Raw genomic sequence first — 16,021 nt, 5'->3', positions numbered from 1 at the left:
TTACGGCCGGGCCCCCATTGGCTTGCACGGCAGGAAGGTATGCATGAACCTGTTCACTTCCTCCCCGGAAGGCTGGTGATACCGTGGTCCGCTTTATCCTTCGCCGGCTCCTCCAGGTGATCCCTGTCTTCATCGGCACCACCCTCCTCGTGTACTACATGGTGTTCGCCCTTCCCGGCGATCCCATCGCGGCACTGTTCGGCGACCGCCAGCCACCCCAGGCAGTCATCGATACCCTTCGCAGCCAGTACCACCTTGATGAACCATTCTTCGTCCAGTACGGGCTGTTTCTGAAGAACCTCTTCACGTTCAACCTCGGCAACGACTTCACCGGCCAGCCCATCGCGGCAAGCCTCGCCCGCGTCTTCCCGGTAACGGCGATGCTGGCCATCGAAGCGCTTGCCATCCAGGCCATCTTCGGTGTGGCTTTCGGCGTCTTCGCCGGCCTCCGCCGCGGCGGCTGGTTTGACTCCACCGTCCTGGTGGCGTCCCTCGTCGTCATCGCAGTCCCCACCTTCGTGCTGGGCTTCGTATTCCAGCTGGTCTTCGGTGTCCAGCTTGGCTGGGCGAAACCCACAGTGGGCGCCAACGCCGACTGGGGCAGCCTGCTGCTGCCCGCCGTCGTGCTGGGCCTGGTGTCCTTCGCGTACGTCCTCAGGCTGACCCGTGCATCGGTCAGCGAGAACATGAACGCGGACTACGTCCGGACCGCCACCGCCAAGGGCCTCTCCCGGCCCCGGGTGGTCCTGGCACACATCCTGCGCAACTCGCTGATCCCCGTGGTGACCTACCTCGGCGCCAACCTCGGCGGCCTGATGGGCGGCGCCATCGTTACCGAAGGCATCTTCAACGTCCCGGGCGTCGGCAACAAGCTGTACCAGGCAGTCCTGCGCACTGAGGGCCCCACCATCGTGTCCATCGTCAGCGTGCTGGTGCTGGTGTTCGTGGTGTCCAACCTGCTCGTTGATCTCCTGTACGCCTGGCTTGACCCGAGGATTCGCTATGACCAGTAACAACAGCCACTTCGTGGCGCCCATCGATGAAACCCCGCTGCAGGCGACGGACGCGGTCAAGACCGACCAAGCCCCGCTCAGCCTGTGGGCAGACGCGTGGCGCAAGCTCCGCCGTCGTCCGCTGTTTATCATCTCGTCGCTGCTGATCCTTGCCCTGATCGTGATTGCGCTGTTCCCCGGCCTCTTCACGTCCACCCCGCCGAACGACGGCTGCGAACTCGGGAACTCGGAAGGCGGGCCCACCGCCGGACACCCGTTCGGGTTTACTTTCCAGGGTTGCGACATCTACTCGCGCGTCATCCACGGCACCCAGGCATCACTGTCCGTCGGCATCCTTTCGGTGCTCTGCGTACTGGTGATCGGTGTAACCCTCGGCGCATTGGCTGGCTACTACGGCGGCTGGATCGACGCCGTCCTGGCCCGCCTCGGCGACATCTTCTTCGCACTGCCGCTGATCCTCGGTGCGCTGGTGATCACCCAGCTGCCCCTGTTCCGCGAGAACAAGAGCGTGTGGACAGTGGTGTTTGTCATATCGCTGCTGGCCTGGCCGCAGATGGCCCGCATCACCCGCGGCGCCGTCATAGAAGTACGTAACGCAGACTTCGTCACCGCGGCCCAGGCACTGGGCGTGTCGAAGTTCAAGGCGCTGGTCCGGCACGTCCTGCCCAACGCCCTGGCACCGATCATCGTGCTGGCAACGCTGGAACTGGGCGTGTTCATCGTGGCCGAAGCCACGCTGTCCTTCCTGGGCATCGGACTGCCGCAGAGCATCATGTCGTGGGGCAATGACATTGCAGGTGCCCAGGCCTCCATCCGGACCCGGCCCGAAATCCTGCTGTTCCCCGCTGCAGCGCTGTCCATCACCGTGCTGAGCTTCATCATGCTGGGCGACGCCGTCCGTGACGCCCTCGACCCGAAGAGCCGCCAGCGATGAGAGATAAAGAGATGACAACCCCAGACGTCAGCATCGGCGAGGCCCGCGCCAACGGCAACAAGCCCCTTCTGGAAATCCGCGACCTTGCCATCACCTTCAAGACCGGCAGCGGTGAAGTCCAGGCCGTGCGCAACGCACACCTGACCATCATGCCCGGTGAGACGGTAGCCATTGTGGGGGAGTCCGGGTCGGGCAAATCCACCACGGCACTGGCAGCCATTGGACTGCTGCCCAACAACGGCAGCGTCTCCGGCGGCCAGATCCTGCTTGACGGCGAAGACATTTCCCACGCCAGCGAGCAGCGGATGATCGAGCTGCGCGGAAACACCATCGGCATGGTTCCCCAGGACCCGATGTCCAACCTCAACCCGGTGTGGAAGATCGGTTACCAGGTACGGGAGACCCTGCGCGCCAATGGCCGTCCAAGCGGCCCGGAGGACATCGCCAAGGTGCTGTCCGAAGCCGGCCTGCCCGATGCCAAGCGCCGCGCAAACCAATATCCGCATGAGTTCTCCGGCGGTATGCGCCAGCGTGCACTGATTGCCATTGGCCTGTCATGCCAGCCGCGCCTGCTCATTGCCGATGAGCCCACGTCTGCCCTGGACGTGACAGTCCAGCGGCAGATCCTGGACCACCTGGACACCATGACCACCGAACTTGGCACCTCGGTGCTGCTGATCACCCACGACCTGGGCCTGGCGGCAGAACGTGCCAACAAAGTGGTGGTCATGTACCAGGGACGCGTAGTGGAAGCAGGACCGTCACTGGAACTGCTCCGCAATCCGCAGCACCCCTACACGAAGCGCCTGGTTGAGTCGGCGCCATCCCTTGCCAGCCGGCGCATCCAGGCAGCCAAGGAACAGGGCGTGGAGACGGCAGACATGCTGGCTCCTGCAGCGGAAACGTCCGTCGCGGACAACGTGCTGCAGATCCAGGACCTGCGAAAGGTGTACAAGCTCCGCCAGGGCCTGGGTAAAGCCACGGACTTCGCGGCCGTGGATGGCGTGAGCTTCGACGTCAAACGGGGAACAACGACGGCGATCGTGGGGGAGTCCGGTTCGGGCAAGTCCACGGTGGCCAAGATGGTGCTCCAGCTTGAGACGCCTACCGACGGCAAGATCCTCTTTGACGGCGTGGATACGTCGCTGCTGAAGGCCGGGGACCTGTTCAAGTTCCGCCGGCGTGTCCAGCCGATCTTCCAGGACCCGTACGGATCCCTGGACCCGATGTACAACATCTACCGCACCATCGAGGAGCCGTTGCGCGTCCACAAGATCGGTGATGCGGCCAGCCGGGAGAAGAAGGTACGGGAACTGCTGGACCAGGTGGCACTGCCCCAGTCCGCCATGCAGCGGTACCCGAACGAGCTCTCCGGAGGCCAGCGCCAGCGCGTTGCCATTGCCCGCGCCCTCGCGCTGGACCCCGAGGTCATCATCTGTGACGAGGCAGTGTCCGCACTGGACGTCCTGGTCCAGGCGCAGGTCCTGAACCTGCTTGCTGACCTGCAGTCGAACCTGGGCCTGACCTATCTCTTCATCACCCACGACCTGGCAGTCGTCCGGCAGATTGCCGACCATGTCTGCGTCATGGAGAAGGGCCGCCTGGTGGAAACCGGAACCACCGACGAGGTCTTCGAGTCGCCGCAGCAGGAGTACACCAGGGCACTCCTGAACGCCATCCCGGGTGCGAAGCTGATGCTGCCGCCGGAAGTGGCATAAGGCCGCGATCCGTCGCTGCACAGCTGAAGGGCTGGGGCGCCATTCCGAAAGGAGCGGGGCCTCAGCCCTTCTTGCTGCCGGCTCCGGCCTGTGCAGGCGCCGCCGCTGCGGCCGTGATGTCCGGAATTCCCAGTTCCCGGAAGCGGCGCTCCAGCACCGTCCCCAGCGCCTTCCGGCCTTCGCTGTCCATGTGGACAGGGTCCGCCAAGTGCTGTGTGAGGTTGTATTTAGTCAGCCAGTCTCCTGCACTGACGAAGGTGATGCCCTGCTTTGCCGCGATGGTGGAGAGCAGGTTGTCCACCTGGCTCCGGCGACCGCCACCGTTGTTGGCACCCTTCGCCAGGGTGCCCACCATCACCATGCTGGTGGTTGGGTAGCGGGCTCTCATGGCCTGTACAAGGCGGTTGGCATTAGCGGTGATCTGGGCATCCGAGGCGCCGCGGGCAGCGTCGTTGCCGCCGCCTTCAATCACCACCAGGCCTGGAGTTCCCACCGGCAACATCCAGTCGCCGCGCTCCAGCGCATCGATGTAGTTGCCCACCTTGCCGTTGGCCGCCGTGAAACCGGTTCCGCCATACCCGCAGAAGTGGACGTTGTAGCCAAGGGCAGCCAGAGCTCGGCGCGGCCAGCTGTCGTCCGGAACCGACTGGGAGTCTCCGATCAGGACAGCGGTGTTCCGGACATTCGCCACGACCACCTCGTTCCGGCCGAACACCGGATTCCGGTAGACCTCCCCTGGACGCATGGCCGGGCGGGAGAGGACCTCGGAGAGGTCCGCGCCCGGCGTGTACCGGGGCGCATCCGCCGGGTCCGTCGCAGCAGCCCTGAGCAGTGAAGGCGGGACCTGGTCCGGGCTGGCCGTGGCCGCTGGGACGTCAGACTCCGGAAGTTGTGCCGGTTGGCCCGGAGCCGCCAGGACAATGCCGGCGGCGATGGCAAATACCGCGATCCGCGTTAAAGCGGATGCGGGACGCATGCTGGTTTCTCGTGGGATTCGCTGCTCATCACCAGCAATAATGGGGCATAAATCCGTATTTATCCAGTGAGTGTGACAGCTCTCAATTTCCGTCCCGCGGGCGGCCGGCAGAGGGGCGGATTCCAGCGGGTTCCCGTGCGGATTTAGGCCATCACTTGCCACTGCCGTTATGCTTAATGAAGGAGCCCTGTGTTAAGGGCCTGATCCGTCGTGCGTTTCGGTTGGAAATGTCGCGATGACTACATCTGACCCACGGAATCGAGTCTTTACGCATGTCTGAAACCACCACCAACACCGCGGTAGCCACTGCCTCGCGCAGTGACCTCCGCAACGTCGCGATTGTGGCCCACGTTGACCACGGCAAGACCACACTGGTTGACGCCATGCTCAAGCAGACCAACTCCTTTGCCGAACACAACCACCTCGAAGACCGCGTGATGGACTCCGGTGACCTGGAACGCGAAAAGGGCATCACCATCCTGGCCAAGAACACCACTGTGGCCTACAACGGACCGTCGTCCAACGGCGAAACCATCACCATCAACGTCATCGACACCCCCGGCCACGCCGACTTCGGTGGCGAGGTGGAGCGCGGCCTGTCCATGGTTGACGGCGTCGTGCTGCTCGTCGACTCGTCTGAAGGTCCGCTGCCGCAGACGCGCTTCGTTCTCCGCAAGGCCCTGGCCGCACACCTTCCCGTCATCCTGCTGGTCAACAAGACCGACCGCCCTGACGCCCGCATCGACGAAGTTGTGCACGAGTCCATGGACCTCCTGCTGGGCCTCGCTTCGGACCTTGCGGACGAAGTTCCGGACCTCGACCTGGACAAGGTCCTGGAAGTTCCCGTGGTTTACGCTGCAGCCAAGGTTGGCCGCGCCTCCCTCGAGCAGCCAGCCAACGGCTCCGCTCCGGACAACGAGGACCTTGAGCCGCTGTTCAAGACCATCATCGAGCACATCCCCGCTCCCACGTACAACCCCGAGGGCGTCCTCCAGGCCCACGTCACCAACCTTGACGCGTCCCCGTTCCTTGGCCGCCTCGCCCTGCTCCGCATCTACAACGGCACCCTGCGCAAGGGCCAGACCGTTGCCTGGGCACGCGCCAACGGTGAACTGAAGAACGTCAAGATCACCGAACTGCTGGCCACCAAGGCTCTGGACCGCGTCCCGGCCGAGTCCGCAGGCCCCGGCGAGATCGTCGCCGTTGCCGGTATCGAGGAAATCACCATTGGTGAGACCCTGACCGACGCTGAGAACCCGCAGCCGTTGCCGCTGATCACCGTGGACGATCCCGCGATCTCCATGACCATCGGTATCAACACCTCGCCGCTGGCCGGCAAGGTCAAGGGCGCCAAGGTGACCGCGCGCCAGGTGAAGGACCGCCTGGACAAGGAACTGATCGGTAACGTCTCCATCAAGGTCCTCCCCACCGAGCGTCCCGACGCCTGGGAAGTCCAGGGCCGTGGCGAGCTGGCCCTGGCCATCCTCGTGGAGCAGATGCGCCGCGAAGGCTTCGAACTGACCGTGGGCAAGCCGCAGGTTGTGACCAAGACCGTTGACGGCAAGGTCCACGAGCCGATGGAACACATGACCATCGACGTGCCCGAAGAGTACCTCGGTGCTGTCACCCAGCTGATGGCTGCCCGCAAGGGCCGCATGACCAACATGGCCAACCACGGCACCGGCTGGTGCCGCATGGAGTTCATCGTTCCGGCCCGTGGCCTGATCGGTTTCCGTACCCGGTTCCTGACCGACACCCGCGGCGCCGGCATCGCGGCCTCCATCTCCGAAGGCTACGAGCCGTGGGCCGGCCCCATCGAGTACCGCACCAACGGTTCAATGGTTGCTGACCGGGCCGGTGTGGTCACCCCGTTCGCCATGATCAACCTGCAGGAACGTGGCTCCTTCTTCGTGAAGCCCACCTCCGAGGTGTACGAGGGCATGATCGTCGGCGAGAACTCCCGCGCCGACGACATGGACGTCAACATCACCAAGGAAAAGAAGCTCACCAACATGCGTGCCGCTTCCTCGGATTCGTTCGAGAACCTGACGCCGCCGCGCGAGCTCACCCTCGAGGAATCCCTCGAGTTCGCCCGCGAGGACGAGTGCGTTGAGGTGACCCCGGATGCCATCCGCATCCGCAAGGTCATCCTGGACACCAACGAGCGTGCCAAGGCCGCCCGCGCCCGCGCGAAGTCGTAACACACCGCAACAACGCAGAATGCCGCTGGCTCCATGCCGGCGGCATTCCGCGTTTAACCGGTTTGCAGTTCAGGCCCGCGGGCGGCGCCGTTCCGGAGCGGGCGGGACCTCCTTAGCCGCCACCACGGCAGCGAGGGGGATGACGACGTCGGCCTGCCGCGTCCGTACGGTGCACGCACAACCGTCGCACGAGACAAGGTGGCCCAGCGCGTCAGTGAAGCCCCCCTCGATCCGGTACCGCACTACGACGCGGGTTCCGGGGGTGGCAGCGGACAGGAAACCGGCGGGAGCGGGGGTGGGCAGCGTCACCACTTCATACTAGGAGGCCCGGCTAGGTTCGCGGGAACGGCGTGGGAGATAATAGGCTCAGATGTCAATAGTCCGGCCGCGCCGGGCGAAAGAGCCGGCGGGATGCCGGAACCAACGTGGAGAGGCCAGGGACGTGACGTACGTAATCGCGCAGCCGTGTGTAGATGTCAAGGACAAGGCATGCATCGAGGAATGCCCGGTCGACTGCATCTATGAGGGCGAGCGTTCGCTGTACATCCATCCGGACGAATGCGTCGACTGCGGCGCGTGTGAACCGGTGTGCCCCGTGGAAGCCATCTACTACGAGGATGACACCCCGGACGAGTGGGCTGACTACTACAAGGCAAACGTCGAGTTCTTCGACGACCTCGGCTCGCCGGGCGGAGCCGCGAAGATCGGCAACACGGGCAAGGACCACCCGATGATCGCCGCGCTGCCCCCGCAGAACCAAGACCACTGATACGGGCGTAACGGTGACCGCTGCACTGCGCACTTTCGGCCTGGACCTGCCCGACTACCCGTGGGAGGCCATGGCGCCGTACCTGGCGAAGGCCTCCGAGCACCCGGGCGGGGCAGTTAACCTGTCCATCGGAACGCCGGTGGATCCCACGCCTGCCATCATCCAGGACGCGCTGACGGCTGCAGCCAATGCACCGGGCTATCCCACGGTGCACGGAACTCCCGCGCTCCGCGACGCCATCGCCGGCTGGTTCGAGCGCCGCCGCGGGGTATCCGGCCTGGACCCGCGAAACATCATGCCCACGGTAGGTTCGAAGGAACTTGTTGCGTGGCTCCCGCTGCTGCTGGGCCTGAAGCCGGGAGACATCGTCGTGCGTCCCAAGGTGGCCTACCCCACGTACGATATCGGCGCCACGTTCGGCGGCGTCACCTCCGTGGCCACGGACAATCTGGACGAGCTCGACGACGCCGTCCGCTCCCGCGTGCGCCTCATCTGGGTCAATTCCCCGGGCAATCCCACCGGAAGCGTGCGGGACGTCGAATCGCTGAGGGCACTTGTGGTCCAGGCACGGGAGCTCGGCGCCGTGGTGGCCTCCGACGAATGCTATGCAGAACTCGGCTGGGGCGATTGGGACGTCCAGCGCGGCGGCCAGCCCGTCCCCAGCATCCTGGATCCGCGTGTGGCCGGTGGGTCCCACGAAGGCCTGCTGGCGGTCTACTCGCTGAGCAAGCAGTCGAACGTGGCCGGCTACCGGGCGGCATTCGTAGCCGGTGACCCGGCGCTGATGCCCAACCTGGTCAACAGCCGCAAGCACGCCGGAATGATTGTTCCGTTCCCGGTTCAGGAGGCCATGCGGGTGGCGCTCGGCGACGATACCCACGTGGAGGCCCAGAAGGACCTCTACCGCGCACGCCGCGAGCAGCTGGTACCCGCCCTGCGCGGGTTCGGCCTGGAGATCAAGGATTCCGACGCCGGCCTCTACCTCTGGAGCTCGGCAGGGGAGGGCACCTGGGATACCGTTGCCCGCCTTGCCGATCGCGGCATCGTGGTGGGTCCTGGGGTGTTCTACGGGGAAGCCGGCAACGGGTTCGTCCGCGTCGCACTGACGGGCTCCGACGAACGGATCGGCGCGGCTGTGGAACGGTTGTCCTGAACACCTGCGTGATCCCGTAACAATCATGTGACTCGCAACACACTGCCCGCATTTTAGGGGTCTTTGCGCCGACCCGGATTAGTGACACGTGCCCAACTGGCGGTAGTTTTTAAGTGACTATCAATGGTGGCTTTCTACAAGAAGGCAGTCCGGGTGTTGGATCCTGTCTTCTCAGGCTCAAGTGCGCGGCTCACCTGATGTTGGATCAAGCTTTCGACAGAGGCCGAGACGCCTCATGAAGGGGACTCCATGACTGAGACCAACAACGCGGCCACCCTGCTTCACGCAGGCGGAGAGCTCAAGCTGCCGCGCATCCAGGTTATTGAAGGAAACGAAGGCTACGACGTTTCCAAGCTGCTGAAGCAGACGGGCGCAGTCACCTTCGACCCCGGCTTCATGAACACCGCGGCAACCACGTCCGCGATCACCTACATCGATGGCGATGCGGGCATCCTGCGCTACCGCGGGTACCCCATCGAGCAGCTAGCGCAGCACTCCAGTTTCCTTGAGGTGTCCTACCTCCTGATTTACGGCAACCTCCCCACGCCCACGGAACTGGACGAGTTCGACCAGAAGATCCGGCGCCACACCCTCCTGCATGAGGAGCTGAAGGGCTTCTTCGGCGGGTTCCCCCGCGACGCGCACCCCATGCCCGTGCTGTCCTCGGCCGTGTCCGCGCTGTCCACGTTCTACCAGGACTCGCTGGACCCGTTCAACGCCGAGCAGGTGGAAGTTTCCACTATCCGCCTCATGGCCAAGCTGCCGGTCATCGCTGCGTACGCGCACAAGAAGTCCATCGGTCAGCCCATGCTGTACCCGGACAACTCCCACAACCTGGTGGAGAACTTCCTCCGCCTGAGCTTCGGGCTTCCGGCCGAGCAGTACGAGGTTGACCCGGTGGTGGCCAAGGCCCTGGACCTGCTCCTCATCCTGCACGCGGATCACGAGCAGAACTGCTCCACGTCAACGGTGCGCCTGGTGGGCTCGTCCAACGCCAACCTGTTCGCCTCCGTCTCTGCCGGCATCAACGCCCTGTTCGGCCCCGCCCACGGCGGCGCCAACGAGGCCGTGCTCAAGATGCTGCGCCAGATCCAGGCCGAGGGCCTCAAGCCCGAGGATTACATGGAGAAGGTCAAGAACAAGGAAGACGGCGTCCGGCTCATGGGCTTCGGGCACCGCGTCTACAAGAACTACGATCCCCGTGCCAAGATCGTCAAGGCAACGGCCCACGAGATCCTCACCAAGCTCGGCGGCAACGACGAACTGCTGGACATTGCCCTCCGCCTCGAAGAGAAGGCGCTCAGCGATGACTACTTCATCCAGCGCAAGCTCTACCCGAACGTGGACTTCTACACCGGCCTGATCTACAAGGCCATGGGCTTCCCGGAGAAGATGTTCACCGTGCTGTTCGCCATCGGCCGCCTCCCCGGCTGGATTGCCCAGTGGCGTGAAATGATCAGCGACCCCAACACCAAGATCGGCCGCCCGCGCCAGCTCTACATCGGCGAACCGGAGCGCGACTACCCGGTCCGGTAATTCCGCCCGCACGGCAGTTATTACGACGGCGGCCGCCCACCTTCCAAAGGTGGGCGGCCGTTTCGCGTTTGGTCCGGCGGCAGAGCTTGCCGAAACCCGGGTTTCGACAAGCTCAACCACCGACTGGCGTCAGGAGGCGTAGCCCTGCGGGTTGTTTTTCTGCCAGCGCCAGTGGTCCTCGCACATCTGGTCCACGGTCTTGGTGGTGGACCAGCCCAGGTCTGCCAGTGCGGAAGCGGCGTCAGCCCAGAACGCGGGCAGGTCGCCGGCGCGGCGCTCCGTGATTTCGTAGGGGATGGGCTCACCTACAGCCTTTTCGAAGGAGCGGAGGACTTCAAGTACCGAGGAGCCCCTGCCGGAGCCCAGGTTCCAGCGGAAAACGCCGGCACGGCCTGCCACGTAGTTCAGGGCCGCGACGTGCCCCTCGGCGAGGTCTTCCACGTGGATGTAGTCGCGGAGGCAGGTACCGTCGGGTGTGTCGTAGTCGCCGCCGAAGACCATCAGCTTCTCGCGGCGTCCCACCGCCACCTGGGCGATGAACGGCACGAGGTTGTTCGGGATGCCCTGCGGGTCCTCGCCGATCCTGCCCGACGGGTGCGCGCCCACCGGATTGAAGTAGCGCAGCAGTGCGATGTGCCAGCGGGGATCGGCATCGCCGAGGTCCGAGAGGATGTCCTCGATCTGTTCCTTGGTGCGGCCGTAGGGGTTGTTCGCGCCGATCTCCATCTTTTCCACGTAGGGGATGGGGTTGTGCTCGCCATAGACTGTGGCCGACGAGCTGAACACGAAGGACCGGACGTCATGGCGGTCCATGACGCGGATCAGGTTCAGCGTGCCCACCAGGTTGTTGTAGTAGTACTTCAGCGGTTCCCGGACGGATTCACCCACGGCCTTGAGCCCGGCGAAGTGGATGACGGCGTCGATGCCCGCGCCGGCGAAGACCTGCTCCACCGCGGCTTCATCCACCAGGTCCACGTTGTGGAACTCCGCTTCCTTTCCGCTGAGTTCGGCAACGCGCCGCAGGGACTCTTCGCTGGAGTTGACCAGGTTGTCGATGACGACCACGTCGTGGCCGGCTTCCTGCAGGGAAAGGACAGTGTGGGAACCGATGTAGCCGGTGCCCCCCGTAACCAGAATTTTCATGCCTCAACCCTATCCAACGCAGCCCCCGTCTGCCGCCGCGTTCCGGATGCCGGGCAGGGTGCCGGTCCCGTCTTTGGAGCACAAGTGTGCTAAATAATAAGGATGCCCAAAATTGTTGACCCGGATGCCCGGCGCCGGGATGTAGTAGACGCCGTCCTGCGCATTATTGCCGTCGACGGCCTGGAACGGGCTTCACTGCGGGAGGTGGCAGACGAGGCAGGGCTCGCTGTCGGGTCCGTCCGCCACTACTTCGCAGGCAGCGACGAGCTTCTCGCGTTCTCCTTTGCCAGCGTTGTGGACCGGGTGGTGGCGCGGCTCCAGTCCATGCTCCCCGCCATGGATGCCGCACTTCCCGGCAGCGCGGCCCACCGCCAGGCTGTATTAACACTGCTGGGCGGAATGCTGCCGCTGGACGAAGAGCGGGCCGTGGAGATCTGTGCCCTGATGGCCTTCAGGAGTGCCGCCCGGATCAAGCCTTTCTTTGCCCCTGAGGCGGACCGCAGCCACCGGCAGGTGGCGGTCATCGCCGGCCAGGTAGTAGCCGGACTGATGCCCGCGGACGAACCCCAGGAGAACCTGGTGATTGAGGCTGAGCGGCTGCTGGCGACCCTTGATGGCCTGGGCATGCACGCACTGCTGCAGCCCGCCTGGATGACCGCGGATATGTGCAGCGGCGTGCTGGAACGCCATCTTGACGGACTGGGTCGCTGAAGGACATTAACGTGGGGTGGAACCGGGAATAGACTGGGAACCGGGGCTGCTGGCGGATGGTGCCGGCGGCCCGGGCAGGGAAGTACTCCAGGAAGGACTTCGGATGCAGCAGGCAAGCGGTTCCAGGTGGCAGATCACCACGGACACGTCGGGGCCCATGATGATCGCGCTCTATCTCCGCGATACCGCAGGATTGAACGGAGCCGGCCACCCTGCGCTCTCGCACGCCAGGCCCAAAGTCCGCCCCGCCGACCACAGCCACCTCACCGCCGATGTGGGCGGCCTGGGTGCTCTGAAAACGGAGTGGGAAGCCTGGTGGGAACAACTGCTCAAGGCTTACCCGCACACCTCTCCGGACCTCTCGCCGCCGGACTTCGAGGCTTTCGGCAACTCCCCGGCCCTCCAGCGGGTCCTGCAGGCACACTTCGGCTCCGCCCTGTCCTGGGCCAGGGAACGGCGGAGCGAGTATGCCGAGCTGGAAGCGGAACGGGAGGCCAACGGCGCTGACCACCTGCTGACCGATATGGTGGATGACCGGCTGATGGAGGTGGGCCGCGATTCGCGGGACTTCAAGCTGTCCATCATTGAGTTGCCGCTCAACGAACACCGTGCGTGGTACCTGGAGCCGGACAAGATCATTATGAGCCAGCAGCTGATGGGCGAACCGGAGCTGTTCCGCAGTTACGTGCAGCCGGTGGTGGAAATCCTCGTCTGATCCGCTGCCGGGGCTTAGGCGCCGGAGGAGGCCTGGGATACCGTGATGCGCACCTGGCCTTCGGCCGCGTCCGACTCCTGCCAACCGGTGCGCTCGTCGCGGTCCCAGCTCCGGCCGGCGATGTCCACCCGGACAACGTCGAGGTCCTTGGCGTTGGCCACGGCCCATTGGGCCACCGACCACGCCGCGGTGCCGGTGGCCTCCACCACCAGGGTTTGCCCCTCGTCCGTGGCCGGCAGGGCTCCGTAAGCGCGGCCGAGTTCGGCCAGGACCGCGTCCGTGTCACCTGCGTCGCCCGCCGTACGGAGCGTGCACTGCACGGCTTCGGGCGTCTGGCCTGACAGCCCGGACGCGAAAGAGCGGCCCATGTCTTCGTGTTCGGCGTAGGCGGTGGGGAATGCGGAGCGCTGCACCCGCTGGGCCGCGTCCGTAATCTCGAGGGTTTCGTAGCCCGGCACCTTCACCAGGGCGTCGTAGAACGCGTTGACGGCGTAGTAGGGGTCCATGACCTGGGCTTCGGTGCCCCAGCCCTGTGACGGCCGCTGCTGGAACAGGCCGCGCGAGTCCGGCCCCGCCTGGTCGCCGTGGCCGATGTTGCGCAGCTTCGATTCCTGCATGGCAGTGGCCAGCGCGATGCTGGCGGCCCGGGGCGGCAAGCCGCGCTGCACCGCGACAGCGGTGATCAATGATGCATAAACGGCCTGGTCCGGAGCGAGTTCGGCCTTCCTGTCGCCCACCACAGCCGTGCAGCGCTCAGAAACGAGGGTTTCGGAGCGCTGCACAAAAAACACTGCAGAGTAGATGCCGCCGGCTACCAGGACCAGGACGAGCACCAGGACAGCGAGTCGGCGGAGGCCGCGTCTGCGTGCCACCGTGGAATCAGTTGGCGTGGAGCGCGTCGTTCAGTTCCACCGTCTGGCCCTGGCGGGGGAGGACCTCCACGGCGCCGGTGGTGGAATTGCGGCGGAAGAGAAGGTTGGGCACACCGGAAAGCTCGGCGGCCTTGACGATCTTCGTGGTGTCTTCGCCTACCTCGTCCTTGGGTCCGGGGACGCGGACGCGGGTGCCGGCCGTTACGTACAGTCCGGCTTCAACAACGGAGTCGTCGCCAATGCTGATGCCAACGCCGGAGTTCGCTCCGAGCAGGACCCGCTCGCCGATGGTGATTTTCTCCTTGCCGCCGCCCGAGAGGGTGCCCATGATCGAAGCTCCGCCGCCGACGTCGCTGCCGTCTCCGGTGACCACGCCCGCGGAGATGCGGCCCTCAACCATGGATGTGCCCAGGGTTCCGGCGTTGAAGTTCACAAAGCCTTCGTGCATGACGGTGGTACCGGCGGCCAGGTGGGCGCCGAGGCGGACGCGGTCGGCGTCGGCGATCCGGACCCCGGCGGGCACTACGTAGTCCACCATGCGGGGGAACTTGTCCACGCCGTAGACGGTGACGGCGCCGCGGCGGCGGAGGCGGGCGCGGGTGAGTTCGAAGCCTTCGACGGCGGCGGGGCCGAAGTTGGTCCACACCACGTTGGGGAGCTTGCCGAAGATTCCGTCCAGGTTGATGGAGTTGGGGCGGACCAGGCGGTGCGAGAGCAGGTGCAGGCGGAGGTAGGCGTCTGCGGTGTCCGCCGGTGCCTCGTCGAGGTTGATCTGGACGAAGACCACCTTCTGCTCGGTGCCCCGGTCCTCGTCGGCACCGCTTTCCGCGATCTGGGTCAGCACCGGATCGGCGTGTTCCACGGAGCGGAGGTTGTCTGCGGCAACTCCCAGCGACGGTGCCGGGAACCAGACGTCCAGGACAGTTGCTTCGGCTGAACCATCGCTGCTGGCGCGAGCGATGGTGGCAACGCCAAAGCCGTGGGCGGAGCGGCTGTCAGTGGTGTCGTTCAGGGTTTCGGGCACGGCGGAGGAAGCGGTCTCAGTCATGTGGTCCAGTCTATCGAGGGGTGGCCCCAGGGTTCGAACTAGACTGGCTTCGTGACTGCCGAACCCACCCCCCACTCATCCGTATCCGCACTTGACCTCCGCCAGGACGTCGCGCTGCTGACCGCAGCCGTGATGGACATCAACAGCGTGTCCGGCAAAGAGAAGGAACTCGCCGACGCCGTGGAAGCAGCCCTGGCGGTCATTCCCCAGCTGACGGTTGTCCGGGATGGCGATTCCATCATTGCCCGCACGGAGCTGGGGAAGGCCGAACGCGTCATCCTCGCCGGGCACCTCGATACCGTTCCGTTGCCGCTGACGGAGGGGTCGAAGGGCACGGTGCCGTCCACCTGGGAATCCGGAGTGCCGGGGGAAGGCGTGCTGTACGGACGCGGTGCCACGGACATGAAGGGCGGGGTCGCGGTCCAGCTGGCCCTCGCTGCCACCATGTTCGACGACGGCGCCCAGCCACAGCGCGATGTCACCTTCGTCTTTTACGACCACGAGGAAGTCGAGGCCGTCAAGAGCGGGCTGGGGCGCCTGGTCCGTAACCACGGCCACCTGCTGGACGGCGACTTCGCCATCCTGCTGGAACCGACCCACGGCACCGTGGAAGGCGGCTGCAACGGCACCAGCCGTTTCGAGGCCACCACTGTCGGGGAGGCTGCCCATTCGGCGCGGGCGTGGATGGGCAGCAATGCCATCCACGCGGCGGCCCCGATCCTGGCCCGGCTGGCCGCCTACGAACCGCAGACCGTCAACGTTGACGGACTCGATTACCGCGAGAGCCTGAACGCGGTGAAGATCAACGGCGGAACGGCCGGCAACGTCATTCCGGACCGTTGCGTGGTGGAGATTAACTACCGCTTTGCGCCGGACAAGTCGCCCGATGAGGCCGAGGCCGTTGTCCGGAACCTTCTCGAGGGCTTCGAGGTGGTCCGTATCGATGCCGCTGCCGGTGCCCGCCCGGGACTGAACCACCCCGCTGCAGCCTCCTTCGTGGCCGCCGTGGGAGCCGAACCCAAGCCCAAATATGGCTGGACCGACGTCGCGCGGTTCAGCGAACTGGGGATCCCCGCAGTGAACTTCGGCCCTGGTGATCCGCTGTTGGCCCACAAGGACAACGAACACGTGGATGCGGAAGCCATCCGTGAGTGCCTCCGGGCATTGCGGAACTGGCTTCAGGGCTGACCCAAGGACTGCGTCCCCGGCGGAGCCGGATATAAACAGGTGTG

15 protein-coding genes are annotated in these 16,021 nt (G+C 65.2%); 10 read left to right on the top strand and 5 right to left on the bottom strand.

Annotation, left to right across the window (positions count from 1 at the left end; all coding sequences use genetic code 11):
• Positions 1-83: 83 nt before the first annotated feature.
• The 3 genes from ACHL_RS12825 to ACHL_RS12815 are packed head-to-tail and all read left to right on the top strand — an operon-like array spanning position 84 to position 3,665.
• Positions 84-1,013: an ABC transporter permease gene (locus tag ACHL_RS12825; RefSeq protein WP_015937714.1), complete on the top strand. Its 930-nt coding sequence runs from the start codon at positions 84-86 to the stop codon at positions 1,011-1,013.
• On the top strand, positions 1,003-1,947 hold the full coding sequence (locus ACHL_RS12820; protein WP_015937713.1) for an ABC transporter permease: 945 nt from the start codon (positions 1,003-1,005) through the stop codon (positions 1,945-1,947). Before ACHL_RS12825 ends, ACHL_RS12820 begins: the two co-directional genes overlap by 11 nt.
• 11 nt (positions 1,948-1,958) lie before the next feature.
• The gene (locus ACHL_RS12815) at positions 1,959-3,665 is read left to right on the top strand and encodes a dipeptide ABC transporter ATP-binding protein (RefSeq protein ID WP_043794049.1); all 1,707 of its coding nucleotides are present in this window, start codon (positions 1,959-1,961) and stop codon (positions 3,663-3,665) included.
• A 61-nt stretch (positions 3,666-3,726) separates the two neighbouring features.
• Here the strand turns inward: ACHL_RS12815 and ACHL_RS12810 are convergent, their stop codons facing one another.
• Positions 3,727-4,641, bottom strand: coding sequence for an SGNH/GDSL hydrolase family protein (locus ACHL_RS12810; RefSeq protein ID WP_015937711.1), 915 nt, complete (start codon positions 4,639-4,641; stop codon positions 3,727-3,729).
• A 272-nt stretch (positions 4,642-4,913) separates the two neighbouring features.
• Between ACHL_RS12810 and typA the strand changes: the two genes are divergently transcribed.
• Entirely contained in the window at positions 4,914-6,842 is a 1,929-nt protein-coding gene (gene typA, locus ACHL_RS12805) for a translational GTPase TypA (RefSeq protein WP_015937710.1), read from the top strand.
• 69 nt (positions 6,843-6,911) lie between these two features.
• Here the strand turns inward: typA and ACHL_RS12800 are convergent, their stop codons facing one another.
• Complete coding sequence (locus tag ACHL_RS12800) at positions 6,912-7,151, bottom strand: putative acetyltransferase (protein ID WP_050767093.1); 240 nt, start codon at positions 7,149-7,151, stop codon at positions 6,912-6,914.
• Positions 7,152-7,284: 133 nt separating this feature from the next.
• On the opposite strand from ACHL_RS12800, the gene fdxA reads away from it, so the two are divergent.
• From fdxA to ACHL_RS12785, 3 genes are all read left to right on the top strand, one after another.
• Positions 7,285-7,611, top strand: coding sequence for a ferredoxin (gene fdxA, locus ACHL_RS12795; protein ID WP_009356972.1), 327 nt, complete (start codon positions 7,285-7,287; stop codon positions 7,609-7,611).
• 13 nt (positions 7,612-7,624) lie between these two features.
• On the top strand, positions 7,625-8,764 hold the full coding sequence (dapC, locus tag ACHL_RS12790) for a succinyldiaminopimelate transaminase (RefSeq protein WP_015937708.1): 1,140 nt from the start codon (positions 7,625-7,627) through the stop codon (positions 8,762-8,764).
• 249 nt (positions 8,765-9,013) lie between these two features.
• Positions 9,014-10,300 (top strand): citrate synthase, encoded by a 1,287-nt coding sequence (locus ACHL_RS12785; protein ID WP_015937707.1) that lies wholly within the window; start codon positions 9,014-9,016, stop codon positions 10,298-10,300.
• A gap of 129 nt (positions 10,301-10,429) precedes the next feature.
• Here the strand turns inward: ACHL_RS12785 and galE are convergent, their stop codons facing one another.
• Positions 10,430-11,443 (bottom strand): UDP-glucose 4-epimerase GalE, encoded by a 1,014-nt coding sequence (galE, locus tag ACHL_RS12780; RefSeq protein WP_015937706.1) that lies wholly within the window; start codon positions 11,441-11,443, stop codon positions 10,430-10,432.
• A gap of 102 nt (positions 11,444-11,545) precedes the next feature.
• Here galE and ACHL_RS12775 point away from each other — a divergent pair, with 102 nt between their 5' ends.
• Positions 11,546-12,154: a TetR/AcrR family transcriptional regulator gene (locus tag ACHL_RS12775; protein ID WP_015937705.1), complete on the top strand. Its 609-nt coding sequence runs from the start codon at positions 11,546-11,548 to the stop codon at positions 12,152-12,154.
• 103 nt (positions 12,155-12,257) lie between these two features.
• Complete coding sequence (locus tag ACHL_RS12770) at positions 12,258-12,869, top strand: hypothetical protein (RefSeq protein ID WP_015937704.1); 612 nt, start codon at positions 12,258-12,260, stop codon at positions 12,867-12,869.
• 14 nt (positions 12,870-12,883) lie between these two features.
• On the opposite strand, the gene ACHL_RS12765 is transcribed toward ACHL_RS12770, so the two are convergent.
• Positions 12,884-13,741: a hypothetical protein gene (locus tag ACHL_RS12765; RefSeq protein ID WP_043794045.1), complete on the bottom strand. Its 858-nt coding sequence runs from the start codon at positions 13,739-13,741 to the stop codon at positions 12,884-12,886.
• 7 nt (positions 13,742-13,748) lie between these two features.
• Positions 13,749-14,789: a 2,3,4,5-tetrahydropyridine-2,6-dicarboxylate N-succinyltransferase gene (dapD, locus tag ACHL_RS12760; protein ID WP_015937702.1), complete on the bottom strand. Its 1,041-nt coding sequence runs from the start codon at positions 14,787-14,789 to the stop codon at positions 13,749-13,751.
• 51 nt (positions 14,790-14,840) lie between these two features.
• Between dapD and dapE the strand changes: the two genes are divergently transcribed.
• Entirely contained in the window at positions 14,841-15,977 is a 1,137-nt protein-coding gene (gene dapE / locus ACHL_RS12755; RefSeq protein ID WP_015937701.1) for a succinyl-diaminopimelate desuccinylase, read from the top strand.
• The last annotated feature ends 44 nt before the right edge of the window (positions 15,978-16,021 follow it).

Origin of the sequence: Pseudarthrobacter chlorophenolicus A6, from assembly GCF_000022025.1 — a bacterium.
Classification (GTDB): domain Bacteria; phylum Actinomycetota; class Actinomycetes; order Actinomycetales; family Micrococcaceae; genus Arthrobacter; species Arthrobacter chlorophenolicus.
The sequence above is the reverse complement of the archived record's forward strand: the minus strand, read 5'-3'. Positions and strand labels throughout refer to the sequence as shown.

Excerpts from the sequence above, each read along its gene's own strand:
- typA (WP_015937710.1), top strand. The coding sequence starts at position 4,914 with ATGTCTGAAACCACCACCAACACCGCGGTAGCCACTGCCTCGCGCAGT.
- dapD (WP_015937702.1), bottom strand. The coding sequence starts at position 14,789 with ATGACTGAGACCGCTTCCTCCGCCGTGCCCGAAACCCTGAACGACACC.
- ACHL_RS12770 (WP_015937704.1), top strand. The coding sequence starts at position 12,258 with ATGCAGCAGGCAAGCGGTTCCAGGTGGCAGATCACCACGGACACGTCG.
- ACHL_RS12820 (WP_015937713.1), top strand. The coding sequence starts at position 1,003 with ATGACCAGTAACAACAGCCACTTCGTGGCGCCCATCGATGAAACCCCG.
- galE (WP_015937706.1), bottom strand. The coding sequence starts at position 11,443 with ATGAAAATTCTGGTTACGGGGGGCACCGGCTACATCGGTTCCCACACT.
- ACHL_RS12810 (WP_015937711.1), bottom strand. The coding sequence starts at position 4,641 with ATGCGTCCCGCATCCGCTTTAACGCGGATCGCGGTATTTGCCATCGCC.
- ACHL_RS12775 (WP_015937705.1), top strand. The coding sequence starts at position 11,546 with ATGCCCAAAATTGTTGACCCGGATGCCCGGCGCCGGGATGTAGTAGAC.
- ACHL_RS12815 (WP_043794049.1), top strand. The coding sequence starts at position 1,959 with ATGACAACCCCAGACGTCAGCATCGGCGAGGCCCGCGCCAACGGCAAC.
- ACHL_RS12785 (WP_015937707.1), top strand. The coding sequence starts at position 9,014 with ATGACTGAGACCAACAACGCGGCCACCCTGCTTCACGCAGGCGGAGAG.